14 protein-coding genes and 1 riboswitch are annotated in these 17,074 nt (G+C 60.9%); of the genes, 6 read left to right on the forward strand and 8 right to left on the reverse strand.

Annotation, left to right across the window (positions count from 1 at the left end; translation table 11 throughout):
• Positions 1-106 precede the first annotated feature (106 nt).
• Together ACPYOP_RS22200 and ACPYOP_RS22205 are read right to left on the reverse strand one after the other, a co-directional pair.
• Positions 107-1,066, reverse strand: a complete 960-nt coding sequence (locus ACPYOP_RS22200) for a nucleoside hydrolase (protein WP_481412451.1) — start codon at positions 1,064-1,066, stop codon at positions 107-109.
• 160 nt (positions 1,067-1,226) lie between these two features.
• Positions 1,227-1,631: a cobalamin biosynthesis protein gene (locus ACPYOP_RS22205; RefSeq protein WP_481412452.1), complete on the reverse strand. Its 405-nt coding sequence runs from the start codon at positions 1,629-1,631 to the stop codon at positions 1,227-1,229.
• 162 nt (positions 1,632-1,793) lie between these two features.
• Here ACPYOP_RS22205 and ACPYOP_RS22210 point away from each other — a divergent pair, with 162 nt between their 5' ends.
• The 3 genes from ACPYOP_RS22210 (at position 1,794) to ACPYOP_RS22220 (ending at position 3,844) form a co-directional block, all read left to right on the forward strand.
• A complete protein-coding gene (locus ACPYOP_RS22210; RefSeq protein WP_481412453.1) occupies positions 1,794-2,579 on the forward strand; it encodes a TSUP family transporter in 786 nt (261 codons plus the stop codon).
• A 99-nt stretch (positions 2,580-2,678) separates the two neighbouring features.
• Entirely contained in the window at positions 2,679-3,044 is a 366-nt protein-coding gene (locus ACPYOP_RS22215) for a nuclear transport factor 2 family protein (protein ID WP_183870620.1), read from the forward strand.
• Positions 3,041-3,844, forward strand: coding sequence for a helix-turn-helix domain-containing protein (locus ACPYOP_RS22220; protein WP_481412454.1), 804 nt, complete (start codon positions 3,041-3,043; stop codon positions 3,842-3,844). The genes ACPYOP_RS22215 and ACPYOP_RS22220 overlap by 4 nt, the downstream gene beginning before the upstream one ends.
• On the opposite strand, the gene cobO is transcribed toward ACPYOP_RS22220, so the two are convergent.
• The 5 genes from cobO to cobU form a co-directional block, all read right to left on the reverse strand.
• Positions 3,845-4,489: a cob(I)yrinic acid a,c-diamide adenosyltransferase gene (gene cobO, locus ACPYOP_RS22225; protein WP_481412455.1), complete on the reverse strand. Its 645-nt coding sequence runs from the start codon at positions 4,487-4,489 to the stop codon at positions 3,845-3,847. It lies immediately after the preceding gene.
• A complete protein-coding gene (locus ACPYOP_RS22230) occupies positions 4,486-5,085 on the reverse strand; it encodes a dimethylsulfonioproprionate lyase family protein (protein ID WP_481412456.1) in 600 nt (199 codons plus the stop codon). The genes cobO and ACPYOP_RS22230 overlap by 4 nt, the downstream gene beginning before the upstream one ends.
• Positions 5,082-9,062: a cobaltochelatase subunit CobN gene (cobN, locus tag ACPYOP_RS22235; protein ID WP_481412457.1), complete on the reverse strand. Its 3,981-nt coding sequence runs from the start codon at positions 9,060-9,062 to the stop codon at positions 5,082-5,084. The genes ACPYOP_RS22230 and cobN overlap by 4 nt, the downstream gene beginning before the upstream one ends.
• Before the next feature lie 236 nt (positions 9,063-9,298).
• Entirely contained in the window at positions 9,299-10,348 is a 1,050-nt protein-coding gene (cobW, locus tag ACPYOP_RS22240) for a cobalamin biosynthesis protein CobW (protein ID WP_481412458.1), read from the reverse strand.
• A 5-nt stretch (positions 10,349-10,353) separates the two neighbouring features.
• Positions 10,354-10,878 (reverse strand): bifunctional adenosylcobinamide kinase/adenosylcobinamide-phosphate guanylyltransferase, encoded by a 525-nt coding sequence (gene cobU / locus ACPYOP_RS22245; protein WP_481412459.1) that lies wholly within the window; start codon positions 10,876-10,878, stop codon positions 10,354-10,356.
• 141 nt (positions 10,879-11,019) lie between these two features.
• Positions 11,020-11,419, reverse strand: a riboswitch (cobalamin riboswitch).
• A 179-nt stretch (positions 11,420-11,598) separates the two neighbouring features.
• Between cobU and ACPYOP_RS22250 the strand changes: the two genes are divergently transcribed.
• Positions 11,599-13,395, forward strand: a complete 1,797-nt coding sequence (locus ACPYOP_RS22250; protein WP_481412460.1) for a chloride channel protein — start codon at positions 11,599-11,601, stop codon at positions 13,393-13,395.
• Positions 13,396-13,416: 21 nt separating this feature from the next.
• On the opposite strand, the gene ACPYOP_RS22255 is transcribed toward ACPYOP_RS22250, so the two are convergent.
• Positions 13,417-14,871 carry a cobyric acid synthase gene (locus ACPYOP_RS22255; protein ID WP_481412461.1) on the reverse strand — a complete coding sequence of 485 codons (1,455 nt, stop codon included), beginning with the start codon at positions 14,869-14,871 and terminating at the stop codon, positions 13,417-13,419.
• A 235-nt stretch (positions 14,872-15,106) separates the two neighbouring features.
• Between ACPYOP_RS22255 and ACPYOP_RS22260 the strand changes: the two genes are divergently transcribed.
• Both ACPYOP_RS22260 and ACPYOP_RS22265 read left to right on the forward strand, forming a co-directional pair.
• Positions 15,107-15,250 carry a hypothetical protein gene (locus ACPYOP_RS22260; protein ID WP_481412462.1) on the forward strand — a complete coding sequence of 48 codons (144 nt, stop codon included), beginning with the start codon at positions 15,107-15,109 and terminating at the stop codon, positions 15,248-15,250.
• 794 nt (positions 15,251-16,044) lie between these two features.
• Positions 16,045-17,043, forward strand: a complete 999-nt coding sequence (locus tag ACPYOP_RS22265) for a glycine betaine ABC transporter substrate-binding protein (protein WP_481412463.1) — start codon at positions 16,045-16,047, stop codon at positions 17,041-17,043.
• Positions 17,044-17,074 lie beyond the last annotated feature (31 nt).

Consider the following 17,074-nt stretch of genomic DNA (forward strand, 5'->3'; position numbering starts at 1 on the left):
GTTTCAGACTCAATATGTCCGGAAACTCAAATAGGCGCATAACAAGCCGAGTAAATGGCCTTTCATCGAGATGTGAAGGGGGCGCGACGCCCCCTCCGCAGAAAGCTTAATGCTTGACCTTGCCCAGGATCACGTCGCGGATCAGATCGATGACCTGCTGCGAGCGAATGCCGGTGCAGACGATCTGGCTCGACAGATTGTCCCAATCGCCCGGCGGGAAGTGACGGCCGTTCGGCTTGACGATCGTCTGGCCATCGGCAATGCCGCCGCAAACGACACGGACCGCGCCTTCGATCGTGTCGAACAGCTCGGGCGCGACGACATAGACGCACGCGCAGCTGTCGTGGACCATCATGCCGTCTTCGACCGCATGCTTGTAGAAATCGATATAGGACTGCGACAGATCGGACAGCAGCCGCACTGAAGGCCCGCCGTCCCTCGCCATATCGGCCAGATAGCCGCGGCTCATTGTCGTCACGGCCGTCACGTCGAGACCGACCACGACCACCTTCCAAGCTGCCGTCATGACGAAATCGGCCGCTTCCGGATCACCGTGAATATTGGCCTCGGCGACCGGCGAGACGTTGCCAGACACATAGAAATTGCCGCCCATGATCACGACGCCCTTCACGAGCGATGCGATCTCGGGATCGTGCTTCAGCGCCAAAGCCAGATTGGTCATGCGGCCGACGGCGACCAGGGTCACCTCGCCCGGACTGGCGCGTACAGTGTCGATGATGAACTGATAGGCGGGCCGAGGATCGGCCGGCAGGTCGATCGTATCGGGCACGTCGATGTCGCCGAGGCCGTTATGGCCGTGAACCATCGTCGGCCACGGACGCTCGTGCCGCGAAGGATCGAAAGTAACGCTGGCGCCACGCGCGACCGGGCAGTCAATATTCCATTCGCGCTTGAGGAAGAGCGCATTGCGGGTCGTCGTATCCACGGAGGCGTTGCCGAAAACCGTGGTTATGCCGAGAAGGTCGATATCCGGGTGACGATGCAGGAAGAGAAGCGCCATGGCGTCGTCAACGCCCGGATCGGTATCATAAATGACCTTATGCATGATTTATCCTTACCAACATACTGAATAAGCTGATCTTTCGGAAATTTTCTTCACTACGGACCGCGCTTGAACTACCGGCATACACGAGAACCGCCGATGGCGAAACGCCGCCACGATCTCCTAGGAGCCATTTGTGAGATTTGCGTGGCGAATTCGATACTCAGGCGATCCTGGCGATCGCCGCCGTCGCAAAACTGGATTTGATCTTCGGGAGCACAAGCTCGGAATCCGGTCCGGCCGCCGCAAGCGCTGCCGCCTCGGCGACACCATGACAACCGGCATGGGCGAAGACGAGCTCGGACGGGTTCTTCAGCCTGGGTGTCTCCCGCTCCAATGCGGCCGCCTTGAAAAAGCGGACCGGGAGACGAAAATGCGTGGCGATCTCAAGGATCGCCGGCTCATCCATGCGCGTATCGATCGAGACGACGGCCAGAACCTGCTCGCTCCCGATTCCAGCCTCCTGAAAGGCTCTTTCCGCAAGCATGCGCACGTCGTTCCAGTCGGTGCCGCGCTCGCAACCGAGCCCAAGAAGGTAGCGGCGGGTGGAATTGGCAAAGGTCGTCATATTCACTCCCAACGGCGTCAACCGATATCACAGCTGTAGCGAGCGCCTTTCGGCGCGTCAATTTCGCTTGGTGTGTCCCGATAGCAATTGCCTTGTGGCGAGCGAAGTGCCAGAAGGCCGCTGATTTCCCGCCCCCATAATTCCCGCTCCAGAGTGCCATCCTTGTACGAGATCACATTTCAGGTCCTGCTCCTGCTGTTTGCCGCGGCATTCTTTGCCGGTTTCGTTGATTCAATCGCGGGCGGCGGCGGGTTGATCACCGTGCCGGCAATGCTGCTGGCAGGCATTCCGCCGCTGCAGACGCTCGGCACCAACAAGGTGCAGTCGATCTGCGGCGCGGCCTCGGCCACGATCGCCTATGCCAGGCAGGGGCATGTGGAGCTTCGCGAGCAGCTTCCGATGGCCGCAATGGCTGTCATCGGAGGCATGCTCGGCGCGTTGCTGGCAACCGTCATGCCGAGCCAGGTCCTGCGCATCGCCCTGCCCTTCCTGCTGATCGCCATCGCGCTCTATTTCGCCATCAAGCCCAATCTCGGCGATGTCGAAAAGCATCGCCGCATGACCGCAGGGCTCTTCGGCGTGACGCTCGTACCCCTCATCGGCTTTTATGATGGCGCATTCGGTCCCGGCACGGGCTCGTTCCTGATGCTCGCCTTCGTGACGCTCGCCGGCTTCGGCCTTCTAAAGGCGACGGCGCATACGAAGCTGCTCAATTTCGGCTCGAATCTCGGCAGCCTGATCGTCTTCATCTTCTCCGGCGCCATTCTTTGGAAAGTCGGACTGACGATGGGGCTCGGCCAGTTCCTCGGCGCCCAGATCGGCTCACGGCTTGCGATGCGCATCGGCGCCAAACTGATCAAGCCGCTGCTGGTCGCCGTCTGCATCGCCTTTGCGGTCAAGCTGCTGGCGGATCCCACCCATCCCGTCAGGATCTGGCTCGGGCTGTAAAACGAGCTTTTGATTACCTCCGAGGTAATTGATAGTGCTTCGGTGCGCGCCGATGATCGCCCTGCCTGAACGGTTCAGGCGATCCAAAGGAGTTGACCGATGACTGACGCAAACATCATTGCTGACCGCTATATCGCCATCTGGAACGAGGCAGACACCGAACGTCGCCGTGCGCTCATCGCCGAGGCTTGGACGGAAGACTGCAGCTACGTCGATCCCATGATGCGCGCGGATAATCGCGAGCAGATCCACGCGCTGGTCACGGCCGCCCATGAGCGCTTCCCCGGCTTCCGTTTCACGCTCATCACCGAGGGCGAGCGCCACGGCGACAATCTCCGCTTCTCCTGGGGCTTCGGTCCGGCCGACGCCGAGCCGCTCGTCAAGGGCACGGATTTCGCCATCCTCGAAGGTGAACGCCTGAAGTCCGTTCACGGCTTCATCGATCAGCTGCCGGCTGCCGCATGATGAACCCGGCCCGCTCTCTCGGCGACCATCTGCGCGAATGGCGGCAACGCCGCCGCCTGAGCCAGCTCGAATTCGCCCTTGAAGCCGATATATCGCAACGGCATCTGAGCTTCATCGAGAGCGGACGGGCACTTCCAAGCCGCGAGATGCTGATGCATCTCGCCGAACGGCTCGACGTGCCCTTACGCGAACGCAACCCCATGCTTCTGGCGGCCGGATTTGCCCCGGTGTTTCCCGAACGCAAGCTGGACGACCCGGCACTTGCCCCCGCACGGCGCGCGATCGACATGCTGCTGAGAGGCCACGAGCCCTTCCCGGCCCTGGCGGTCGACCGGCACTGGACGCTGGTTGCAGCCAATGCCGCCGTCGCACCGCTGCTTGCCGGTGTGACCGATATCGCGCTGACCAAGGGACCGATCAACGTCCTGCGATTGAGCCTGCATCCCCACGGTCTCGCACCCCGGATCGCCAATCTCTCCGAATGGCGGGCGCATCTGTTGGAGCGTCTGCGTCAGCAAGTCTCGGCAACGGGCGATCCTGTGCTGGTCAAACTGCTGAAAGAACTGTCAGCCTATCCCGCACCGACTGCGCCGAAATCGGCGGCTGCGGAGAGGGATTTCGCTGGCATTGCCGTGCCGCTCGAGCTTGTCACCGAGGCGGGACATCTCTCATTTCTGTCCACCACGACTGTCTTCGGAACGCCCGTCGATGTCACCTTGTCGGAACTCGCGATCGAATCTTTCTTCCCGGCAAACCCGCAGACGGCGGAAGCGCTGAAGGCAATGCTGCCCGGCCAATGATCAGAACTCGACGCCCGGCTGTCCCTTGATGCCCGAACGGAACGGATGCTTGATCAATTCCATCTCGGTGACGAGATCGGCGATCTCGATCAGCTCTTCCTTGGCGTTGCGGCCCGTCAAGACGACATGGGTCATGTAAGGCTTCTCGTTCCTGAGGAATTCTAGCACTTCGTTGATGTCGAGATAGTCGTAGCGCAGCGCGATATTGATCTCATCCAGCAGCACCATGGAATTCCGCTCGTCGCGGATCAGCTCCTTGGCTTTCTCCCAGGCAGCAGACGCCGCCGCTACGTCGCGTGCGCGGTCCTGCGTCTCCCAGGTGAAGCCTTCGCCCATCGTGTGAAACTGGCAGATGTCGGAGAAATGCTTTTCGATCAGGTCGCGCTCGCCCGTCCACATGGCGCCCTTGATGAACTGAACGACGGCGCTCGGCTTCCCGTGGGCGATGTGGCGGAAGATCATGCCGAAGGCGGAAGAGGATTTGCCCTTGCCCTTGCCGGTATGGACGATGATCAGGCCCTTCTCGTCGGTCTTGCTCGCCATGATCTTGTCGCGCGCGGCCTTCTTCTTGGCCATCTTGTCGGCGTGACGGGTATCGTCGTTCTTCGGGGCATCCGCGCCGGTTTCGGCCAATTCGTCGCTCATTGCATTCTCCCTGATATGATCGATTTTTGTGCCAGCGGCCCGCCGCGCCAAAGGTAGAGCGCGAGAAGCGGCTGATCTTCCGTGCGCATGGCATGGCGGATGTTCGAGGGGTGATGAATGATCTCACCGGACCAGCGCGGCAGGAACGGCTGTGCATCCTTGCTCCATAAAGAGCCGTCGGTCAGAGGAATATAGATCTCCTCAGCTTCGTGGTGGTGATCCGGATAATGCACCCCGGGGCCAAGCAGCAGAAAACCGCCGGCCATCTCGTCGCTTGCGAAATGCCCTCGCGTGCCGAAAAGCTCGACCCAGCCATATCGCTGCAGGAAATCCGCGCCAAAATCGGTGATGCTGTAGGTCTGTGCCCAATGCAGAATATCCGCCGCATTCGAAAGCTTATCGAAAAGAGCGCCTTGCGCCCCGTCGACCGGCCCGTCAAATTCGTGAAGATAGGTGACGACAGGCAAATCGTGCGGTGCGAGCGTCCGCTCTTCAGCCGGCCAATCAAAGCCTTGGATAAAATGCCTTAGCGTCGGGTCGCTGCGCGACAGCAGGTAATCTCGAAAAGCGACCAGAAGCTCATCGACAGCACTCATGCCACCGCCTCATTGTCCGTCTCAAGGCTTTCCAGATCGAAGCGCGCCGAATTGCTTTTCGGCGTCCAAAGCTTGCGATCGATTGCCTCCAACAGACGCTCCCGCAGGTCCCGAAGTGCGGCCGGGTTTTTCTCCGCCATGAAATCGCGCACGCGCTGATCGACGACGAAGGCCTGGTAGACGGCCTCGAAATGATGATTGCGGACGGCACTCGTCGTCGCCGCAAAGGCGAACAGATAGTCCACCGTTGCCGCGATCTCGAAGGCGCCCTTATAGCCGTGGCGCATGATGCCCTCGATCCATTTGGGATTGACGACGCGCCCGCGTACGACCCGTCCGATCTCTTCTTCGAGCGAACGGATGACTGGCTTTTCCGGCCTCGAATGGTCGTTGTGATAGATCGAGGGGCGCGCGCCGCCAAGCTGCTCGGCCGCCGCCGCCATCCCGCCCTCGAACTGATAATAATCGTCGCTGTCGAGCAGATCGTGCTCGCGATTGTCCTGGTTTTGCACGACTGCCTGGATCGAACGCAACCGCTCCTCGAAGACGCCGCGCTCGGCTCTTCCTTCCTCGCCGGCGCCATAGGCATAGCTGCCCCAGACGAGATAGGCCTCGGCCAGATCGGCGCGCCGTTCCCAGCCCTTCTCATCGATGAGCGCCTGCAGACCCGCGCCATAGGCCCCGGGCTTGGAGCCAAAGACGCGATAGCCGGCTCTGCGGCTAGCGGAGGCCGTATCGAGGCCAGCTACTTCCAGCCGCGCGATTTCGCCGCGCATGCGCGCCGCAATCGGATTGTCGGACGCATCTTCGTCGAGCATTCCGACCGCTCGTATTGCCTTGTCGAACAAGGCGATCTGCTCGGGAAAGGCGTCGCGGAAAAAGCCGGAGATGCGCAACGTGACATCGACACGCGGCCGCCGGAGCATGGCCGGCGGAATGATCTCATAGCCAGTGACGCGGCGCGAGGTCATGTCCCAGACGGGCTTGACGCCAATCAACGCCAGCGCCTGTGCGATGTCGTCGCCGCCCGTGCGCATGTTCGACGTGCCCCAGGCCGTCAGGCCGAAGGAAACGGGCCATTCGCCATGATCCTGCACGTAGCGGCGGATCAGCAACTCAGCCGATTTGCTGCCAAGCTCGTAAGCCGCCGGCGTCGGCACAGCACGACTGTCGACAGAGTAGAAATTCCGCCCCGTCGGCAGAACATCCGGCCGGCCCCGCGTCGGCGCGCCGGAGGGGCCGGGCGGAACGAAGCGACCGTCCAGACCTTTGAGCAAGGCCGCGATCTCGGCATCGCCACAAGCGAGGATGGACGGCCGGAGCTGCGAGACGATCTCGCCAAGGACCATGCGGGTGTTCGGCCAGTTCTCGGGGCAGGCTATTTCGCCATCCACGAGTTTCGCGGCCAGTAGTTCGATGCGCTCGACGGTATCGCCCTGGGTGCGCCAGGAGACGTCGGACATGTCTTGGAGGATAGAAGGGCGTAGGCCGGTCCAGTTGGCGGCCATATCGCAGTCCAGCGGATCGAATGGTTTGCTCTGAGAAATACCCCCCTCTGTCAGCTTCGCTGACATCTCCCCCACAGGGGGGGAGATTGGTGGGAGTATGCCGCTTGGCTTTCCTGCCTCTTCATCGATAGTGCCAACGGATTCGATCTTGGTTTGATGGGAGGGCGCGCCACGGGCCGCCAATCTCCCCCCTTGTGGGGGAGATGTCGCGAAAGCGACAGAGGGGGGTACTGCACCCTCCACGCCCACGAACGCATCCCGCGCAATCGCCCGCTGCAAACTCTGATCGCCGCCCTCACCCAAGCCGCGCGGCACCCGTGCCAGCGCCACCGTCAAATCCGTCAGCAGCCGTCCGGAGGGCGAAACGCCGAAGATGTGGAGTCCATCACGGATCTGCATTTCCTTGAGATCACAGAGATAGGCGTCGAGTTTGCGCAGTGCCTCGTCTTCGCCCTCGCCCTTGGCAATGCCGGCATCCTGATCCAGCCCGATATCGGCGACGAGATCGAGGATCTGCTTGCTCAGCAGACGGATGCGACGCGGATCGCCGCCCGATGCCTCGTAATATTCGTCGACCAGCGCCTCAAGGTCTTTCAGTGGGCCATAGCTTTCGGCGCGCGTCAGCGGCGGCGTCAGGTGATCGATGATGACGGCGCTTGTCCGCCGTTTGGCCTGTGTGCCTTCGCCGGGATCATTGACGATGAAAGGATAGAGGTTCGGCAGCGGGCCGAGGATCGCTTCCGGGTAACAGGTTTCCGACAAGACTAGCGCCTTGCCCGGCAGCCATTCGAGATTGCCGTGCTTGCCCATGTGGATGACCGCATGCGCATCGAAGGAGCAGCGCAGGAAGGCGTAGAAGGCGAGATAGCCGTGCGGCGGCACGAGATCGGGAGAGTGGTAGCTCTCCTTCGGATCGATATTGTAGCCGCGCGCCGGCTGGATGCCGACAAGCACCTCGCCGAAACGGGCGAACGGCAAGGCAAAACCGTCATCGAGTGCGTAAGGGTCTGCCTCCGGCCCGCCCCAACGCGCTGTAATCCCATCCTGAATCTGTTTGGGAAGCGACGAGAAGAAATGCCTGTAATCGCTGAAGGAAAGCCTCTCACGAACCACGCGGCCGTCATGACCCGAATTCGTCGGGCCTTCCGCCAGATGCCCCATCAGCGCATCACCGTCGGCGGGCAGATCGGCAACACGATAGCCAGCCGCCCGCATTGCCTTCAGCACCTCGATCGTGCCGGCGGGCGTATCGAGCCCAACGCCATTGCCCAGGCGCCCATCCCGATTGGGATAATTCGCCATGACCAGCGCGACGCGGCGGTCGCGGGGCGATGCATTGCGCAGCCGCGCCCAATTGGCGGCGAGCCGCGCCGTATAGCGCATGCGATCCTCGAGCGGCTCGCTGGCAACGATGTTGGCCTCGACCCGTTCGTCATAGCGGGCCGCAGCCTTGAAGGACACCGCGCGGGCAAGAACACGCCCATCGACTTCGGGCAGAGCCACGTTCATGCCGAGATCACGCGCCGAAAGCCCCTGTGAGGATGCCTCCCAGGCTCCCCTCGACGAAGCTGAAAATATGGCCTGAAGAACGACGGCCTCGCCGGTCTCAAGAACCGTCGGCTGACGATCGGCGCCCGGTGCCGAAACAGCAAAGCCTGTGGAGTTGATGACGACGCCCGGCTTCAACTCGGTAAAGACACTTTCGAGGATACCGACCGACACGGTATCCTTGAGACTATAGGCGAATACCGGCAGCGGTCGCATGCCCTCGGCGATGAGAGCCTCTATCATGGCTTCGACGGGTTTGGTTTCGCCGCTCTGTACGAGGGCGCGATAGAAGGAAAGCGCGACTGTCGGAGGTTCGAATCCTGCAGGGGTCGCCATCTCCGAATTGGAAACCCTCCACCATTCCTCGACCCCGATCACACCCCGGCCCGGCCACCAGATACCCGCTTTCATCAAGGGCACGGCAGGCATTGGCTTATCGGCGCCTGATAGCATCGCCTCGGCATAGGCGAGAAATGCGCTGGAATTCGTCTCCCCGCCCTCGATCAGATAGGACCAGAGCGCATTGAGATCATCGAGCGCGACGTTGGAAAAAGGCGTCAGTCCCGGATCGGGCTTCGAATCCCCCGGCAGTACCGCAATCAAGGCCCCCTGACGCGCCGCGCAGGCATGCAATGCTTCCAGCGCATAGTGGAAGTAGCTCGCTCCACCCAGCGCCCGCACGATGATGAGCTTCGCATGCCGGGCTGTCCTGTCGACATAGGTATCGACGGACATCGGATGCTTGAGGCTCATCAGGCTTGCAAGCCGAAGGGACCGACCACCCTCACCGTTGGCTGCGGCAATGGCCGCAAGCTCGGTATCGGCGGCCGACAGAAAGACGATATCGCCGGGCGATTGCCCGAGATCGATCGCCTCTTCGCCGTCGCTGATCGTTCCCTTTTGAGCTAGAAGGAGATGCATTAGACCTTAGAGTATGCGGCGGCATACCCCCCTCTGTCACGTTGTGACATCTCCCCCACAAGGGGGGAGATCATTCGGAGCCATGCTTCGCTGAACTTACCTCCCAAAGCCCCAGCAACTCCCAACATCGGTTGTTTTACGATGTGGCAGCCACGAGTTTCCAATCTCCCCCCTTGTGGGGGAGATGTCCCGCGAGGGACAGAGGGGGGTATCGCACGGCAAAGACGCAGCATCGATCAGACCAACGCTTCAATCGCCTTGCGCACGATCGTCTCGTCCATCTCATGCAGGCCGATCACCACGAGCCGGGTTGCGCGCGCTTCGCCCGGTGTCCAGGCGCGATCGAAATAGGTGTCGATGCGGCTGCCGACAGCCTGAACTTGCAGACGCATGGGCTTGCCGGGGACATCGACGAAGCCTTTGAGGCGCAGCACGTCATGTTCTGCGATCACGCCCTTCAGCGCATCGATAAAGGCGGCTGGATCGGCAATCGGGCCGAGTTCGACGACGAAGCTGTCGAACTCATCGTGATCGTGCGGCGTGCCGTCTTCATGCTCGAGTTCGTGATGGGATTTGCGGTTGACGATGTCGTCTTCGGTGCCGATGCCGAGGCCGAGCAGGATGGCGGCGGGTACATCGCCATTCTTCGCTTCGATGATCGTCGGCTTGCGGACGGTGCGGGAGGCAACCTCGGCGCGGACACGGCCGAGACCGTCGACGTCGATCAGATCGGTCTTGTTGAGCACGATCAGATCGGCGCAGGTCAGCTGATCCTCGAATAATTCTTCGATCGGGCTCTCGTGGTCGAGCGAATCATCCTCGACACGGGCAGCCTCGACGGCGTCGTGGTCGTCGGCGAAACGGCCGGCGGCGACGGCGGCACTATCGACTACGGTGATGACGCCGTCAACGGTGACGTGGGTACGGATGTCAGGCCAGTTGAAGGCGGCGACCAGCGGCTGCGGCAGCGCGAGGCCCGAGGTCTCGATGACGATGTGATCCGGGCGCGCGTCGCGCTCCAGCAGTTTCGTCATGGTGGGGATGAAGTCATCGGCGACCGTGCAGCAGATGCAGCCATTGGTCAGCTCGATGATGTCGTCTTCGGTGCAATTCTCCGCGCCGCAGCCCTTGAGCACATCGCCATCGACGCCGAGATCGCCGAATTCATTGATGATCAGCGCGATCTTCTTGCCGCCGGCATTCTGCAGGAGGTTGCGGATCATCGTCGTCTTGCCGGCTCCCAGGAAGCCGGTGATGACGGTGGCTGGAATCTTTTCCTGGTTCATATGGATCAACCCTTCATTTTCAGCGGCAATCCCGCTGCGATAAAATAAACTTCGGCACTCGCCGCCGCGACCATCTGGTGCAGGCGGCCGGCATGGTCGCGAAATTCGCGCGCCATGCGATTTTCCGGCACGATTCCAAGCCCGACCTCGTTGGAGACGAGAACGAGCCGCGATCGTGCAGTCGGCAGAAATGCAGTCAGGGCGGCAAACTCCGCCGCTATGTCCCGCTCCGCCATCATCAAATTGGTCAGCCAGAGCGTGAGGCAGTCGATAAGCACGGCGCGCCCTTCGGCGTCGATCGCGGCGAGCCGCTTGACGAGATCGATCGGCTCCTCATGCGTCTGCCATAGATCGCCGCGGCCGGCACGGTGCTGAGCGATCCTCTCGCGCATCTCATCGTCCCACGCCTGACCTGTCGCCACATAGTGACGTTCGAGACCGGTGTTGGAAATCAGGGATTCGGCGAAACTGGATTTGCCGGAGCGGGCGCCGCCGAGGACGAAAACAGCTCGGGAAGCAGAAGACGACATGCGTTATTCCCGCTCCCGCGCAACAGCGAGGGCCGGCGGCATGAAGCCGTTACCGGAAAAGAGGCGCCTACACGCCGAAAACTCGTCTTGCGCCATAACAACCTCCGTGCTGGCAGCGGAACTGACGTTCCAGAACAGGCTCTGTGCCCGGCACGCATGGCAGGTCTCCTGGCTCGCGGATAAGGCGCCGCGACGGGGGCGGACCGAAATCGGTCGCCCCCGATCGTGCGCCAGCGGGTCTTCCTCGCCTTCCCGGCAATTCATCATGAAAAGGCGGACGATTCGTAGACTTAAGAGGCGTCCAGCCCGGGTTGATCATGATGCCACGCCAGTGGCTTTTTCGACTTGTTCCTGCCCCGCCCCGTTCGCCCCATGCGAACCATCGACGGAATGGGCTTCAAACCGAACGAAAGACCCTGACCGCTCTACAGTCGCGGGGTCGGCTGTGATGAGAACGCCCGGATTGGGTCCGTCCCTTCACATTCCCTTTTCATCCCATGCGACAGATCGCCGCTCGGGAACCATTCGTTATGCCGGCAATGATTAGGCTTTCACTGAGTTCAAGTCAATCAAGGGCATGGGATGCGACGCTGAGCGTCCCGATTGCGAAATCGCCCAATATTCCCAGCAAATCAGCGGCTTTTTTGCCGCATTTCTTTGATGTTAGAAGTTTATAGAGGGTAAGCCCTCACATCCGAGTAAACCATTCGTTCGTTTCCAATGTTGCAGAAATTCCAAGCGCGACGCCTCGGCGTCTTCTCCGCCCTGTTCGATCTCGGTCGGTTCAGAGCATTGCTGCGCCGTGGCGAATTGGGACTTGTTTTCGCCGGCGCACTGGCGGGAATAGCCTCCGGCTGCGCCGTAACGGCGATGAGCTTCATCTCGCGTAAGCTTCACAGCCTCATCTACGGCATAACCGACTATGAGCGCTTGAGCTCGGCGGCAATGGCGATTCCCGACAAATCAGTGTTGTTTATCGCGCCGATCGCCGGAGGCATCATCCTCGGCATCCTGCTCTACATATTGTCGCGCACGCGCAAGAAGCCGATGGTCGACCCGATCGAAGCCAATGCGCTGCACGGCGGCCGCATGTCGCTGACGGACAGCATCCTCGTCGCCGTGCAGAACCTGATCTCGAATGGATTCGGTGCCTCCGTCGGGCTCGAGGCCGGTTACACCCAGCTTGCCGCCGGCATCGCCTCAAAATTCGGTTACAAGATGCAAATGCGGCGCGCGGATCTGCGCATGCTCGTCGGCTGTGGCGCCGCCGGCGCGATTGCCGCCGCCTTCAATGCGCCGCTCACCGGCGCCTTCTACGCCTTCGAGCTGATTATCGGCACCTATTCCATCCTGACACTGACGCCCGTCGTCGTTTCGGCCCTGATATCGACGATGATCGCAAGATTGCTCGCCGGCGATGACTTCGCCATCGATATCGGCCATATTGGATCAATCGCCCCAGCCGATTATCTGCCGGCGCTTCTGCTCGGCGCCTGCTGCGCCGGCGTCGGCATCCTGATCATGCAGGGCGTCGCCTGGACCGAGGAGCTGGCGCGCAAGAGCTCCATCGCGCCGCCCTTCCGCCCGGCGCTCGGAGGTCTTGTTGTCGGCATACTGGCGCTGATCTCCCCGCAGGTTCTGTCGGCGGGGCATGGCGCGCTGCATCTCAACCTATCGACGGACGTGACGCTCAGGGCCTTGGTCGGGCTGTTCCTCCTCAAATCGCTGGCCTCAGCGGTCTCTATCGGCTCCGGCTTCAGAGGCGGCCTCTTCTTCGCATCCCTGTTCATGGGTGCGCTTCTCGGCAAAATCTTCGCCTATTGCGCCCCCTATTTCGATCACAACACGCTGACGCCGGCCGTCTACGCCGTGGTGGGCATGAGTTCGCTGGCCGTCGCGATCATCGGCGGCCCGCTGACGATGACGTTCCTGGCGCTGGAGATCACCGGCGACTTCCCGATCACCGCCCTGGTGCTGGCTGCCGTCATCACGTCGTCGCTCGTGGTCCGCACCAGCTTCGGCTACTCCTTCGCCACATGGCGCTTCCACCTGCGCGGCGAGAGCATCCGCAGCGCCCACGACGTTGGCTGGATCCGCAATCTCACGGTGGCCCGCATGATGCGCCCCGACGTGCACACGGGAAGCATCGACATGAGCATCGAGGAGTTCCGCAAGAGCTTTCCGATCGGCTCGGCGCAGCGGGTCATCCTGCTCGACAAGAATGACAAATATTCGGGAATGGTTCTGGTCCCCGACGTCTATGCGAGCCCAGTCGAGAAGGACGACGAGGAACACGGACTTTCCGATTTCATCCAGCTGCGCAACGAGTTCCTGCAGCCGCAGATGAACGCCAAGCAAGCGGCCGCCATGTTCGACCAGACCAAGAGTGAAGCGCTCGTCGTCGTCAACGATCTGATCGAACGCAAGGTGATCGGCCTGCTGACGGAAAGCTATACGCTACGGCGCTACAGCGAGGAACTCGACCGCCGCAGGCGCGAGGTCTCCGGCGAACTCTAAGCGGGTCGCCACCTCAGGTTTTTACCGAACCAGGCTATCGAGCCAGGCTGGATCGAGCACGCCCTCCAATTCCCCGGCGATGTCGTCCAGCGCCGCATCGACACCGGCGCGGTAGTCCATGCGCTCGCCGGCGAGGCCGAAGCTTGCGAGCAACTTTGCCCGATAGGCGTCGCTGCCGAAGAGACCGTGCAGATATGTGCCCATGACGCGGCCATCAGGCGATATCGCCCCATCGGGCCGGCCGTCGATGACAGTCGAGGGCCGCTCGCAGTCGGCGCCGCGCGTCACGCCGAGATGGATTTCATAGCCCGACAGTGGCACGTCATATTCCTTCGAGACGGCCATGCTGTTGCGCACCGTCTTTTCCGGCGCCATTTCCGTCTCGATTTCAAGCAGGCCCAGCCCGGGCGTCTCGGTGACCGATCCCTCGATTCCGAGCGGATCGTAGACGGTATGACCGAGCATCTGGTAGCCGCCGCAAATGCCGATGACGCGGCCGCCGCGGCGCACATGCGCGGCAATATCGCGGTCCCAGCCCTGCTCGCGCAAATCGAGCAGGTCACCGATCGTGGACTTGGAGCCAGGCAGCACCACAAGGCCCGCATCGGCTGGCAAATGCTCGCCCGCCCTGACAAAGACGAGATCGACGTCAGGCTCGGCCCGCAATGGATCGAGATCGTCGAAATTGGCGATGCGCGACAGCACGGGCACGGCGACCTTCAGCGCGCCGGACGAGCCGCGTGCCAACCGCTCCAATACGACGGAATCCTCGGCCGGCAGGCGCGCCGCCGCTTTGAGCCACGGCACCACGCCATGGCATTGCCATCTAGTGAAGCCGCCGATCGCCTCGATGCCTTCTCCGAACAGCGAGACATCGCCGCGAAACTTATTGATGATGTAGCCACGGATCATCCGGCGGTCTTCTTCCGGCAGAATATGGTAGGTGCCGACGAGCGATGCGATCACGCCGCCGCGGTCTATGTCACCGACCAGCACGACGGGAACGTTGGCACGCGTCGCAAAGCCCATATTGGCGATATCGCCCCGGCGTAGATTGATTTCGGCGGGAGAACCGGCCCCCTCGACGATGACGAGATCGGTTCCGGCACGCATCGCAGCAAAGCTTTCAAGCACCGCGCCAAGCAGCTGCGGCTTCAGTGCCTGATAGTCCCGTCCCTTGGCATGGCCCCAGACCTTGCCCTGCACGATGATCTGGCTACCCGTCTCCGATTGCGGCTTCAGCAGAACCGGATTCATATGCACGGATGACGGCACGCGCGCCGCCAGCGACTGCAGCCATTGAGCGCGGCCGATCTCGCCGCCATCCTCGGCAACGGCAGCATTGTTGGACATGTTCTGCGGCTTGAACGGACGGACCCTCACGCCTCTGTTGGCGAACAGCCGGCATAGCCCCGCGACCAATACCGTTTTTCCGACATCGGAACCGGTTCCCTGCAGCATGATCGCCTTCGTCATTCCCCACCACCTCGATATGCCGCAGCCACTGAAGACGCGGAGTTTCGCCTTGATTTCGCCGCTATCTCCAACGGTTGAAAGCAACCGTCCAGATACAAAAATGCATCACTTTAAAATATGCTCTGTTTGCGACATTTGATGACGACTTCATCCGTTGTGAGTTACGCTGGAGAGGATTATCTCCATCGCGAAAACAAACAACGAAATGGGCCGATCCGGCTCGGAGGATACCCCAATGCTCTTCATCTTCAACAGACAGAATTCCATCCAGATCGCCTGGAATGGCAAGCTTCCGGCCAACCGCCCGGAAAACCGCCTGCAGCAGCTCGACACTCGCTTCGGCACCGTCGGCTTCATCCGCACCTATAACGTCGGCTGATATCCGGTCAAGCCGCAAGCCTGCGCGCATCAAGCCGCCATGCGACCGCATCGGCGGCTTTAATTTTGACTTGAAATGTGAAATTGCAGTGCCGGCGCGCCTCAAAACGGCACGCCTGAAACGCGAAAACCGCGCGATCCGAAGATCAACGCGGCTTGCCAAAAAACGCCGGCTTCCCTGCACATACACCGCAAGGTTCGCTTTCTCCGGGACGCAATACCTGATCCGAAGAAGCAGCGGTGTCCCCCGCCACGTCTCGATTGATAAACAGACATCGTTACCGGAGGGTTATTAAGTACTTAAATTAGAGTGAATCTGAAAATTTTTCGAAATTTTTTCCCTTTGCGTTGAGAAATCGCAAAGGACGCAGATTGAACACAAAACGTCTTTCAGGGACGCGATATTTGAGCCGCATTTAACTCCGTGCCTATGGAAGCTCATCATCGAAGCCTCCCATTGCCTGTTTTGCAGCCATGAATAGCAGAAAACAGGCTATTTCAGACGCTTATATCAGCTTCTCCAAGAGGTGCGATAACTGCGAATGGCCGGCAGGCTGTTGATTTATTCATTCAAATCCTTACGCTGCCTGCTGTCGATGCAAGAAACATCCGGCCGCCACAGAGTTGCGCGGTCGCAAAAAGACAGATGCACGACAGCAGCAAGGGGGCCGTGCTCGCGTCGTCAGCGGCGTATGAACGGTTGTGGTTGGACCACGCTGACAGGGGATCGACAGAAATCGAAAGCGTTTGGAGTCGATTTCCACAACGTAACGAAAAATTGGGAGACAATATCAAATGAAGAAGCTTCTCGCTTCCGCCATCCTGGCATTCGGCGCCTATGCTTTGGCTAGCTCGGCGCAGGCCGCAGACTGTGGCAGCGTATCCATCGCTGAAATGAACTGGGCATCCGCCGGCGTCGCCGCCCAGGTCGACAAGCTCATTCTGCAAAATGGTTACGGCTGCAACGTCACTCTGGTGACCGGCGACACGCAGCCGACCTTTACTTCCATGAACGAAAAAGGTCAGCCTGATGTCGCGCCCGAGCTTTGGGTCAACGCCGTGCGTACAGCACTCGACAAGGCCGTATCCGAAGGCCGTCTGATCGAGGCAGCGCCGCTCTTGAGCGATGGCGGCGTCGAAGGCTGGTGGATTCCGAAATTCCTTGCCGACGCCCATCCGGATATCAAGACGGTTCAGGACGCGCTGAAGCATCCGGAATTGTTCCCTGCCCCGGAAGATTCGTCCAAGGGGGCAGTATACAACTGCCCGGCTGGCTGGAACTGCCAGATCTCGACCGCCAATCTTTACAAGGCTCTCGGTGCCGACAAACTCAACTTCACGCTGGTTGACACCGGTTCAGCGGCGGGCCTCGACGGCTCGATCGCCAATGCCTTCGAAAAGAAGACCGGCTGGCTCGGCTACTACTGGGCTCCGACAGCCATCCTCGGCAAGTACGACATGGTTCGCCTGAGCTTCAACGTGCCGCACGACAAGAAGGATTGGGACGCCTGCACGTCGCAGCAGGATTGCGCCAACCCGAAGGTGAACTCCTATCCTGTTTCGGACGTCTATACCGTCGTGACCAAGGCCTTTGCCGAGAAGGCCGGCATCGCCATGGACTACATGAAGACCCGCAAGTGGGATAACGCCACCGTCGGCAAGGTTCTCGCCTGGATGACCGACAACCAGGGTACCAACGAGGATGGCGCCAAGTACTTCCTCAAGACCTACCCGGACATGTGGACCAAATGGGTTTCCGCTGATGTCGCGACCAAAGTGAAGGCTTCGCTCTAATCCCTGTCGTGAAATCGGCGGCTGGCCAGCG

The organism is Rhizobium sp. KNZ2-6A (assembly GCF_056755475.1).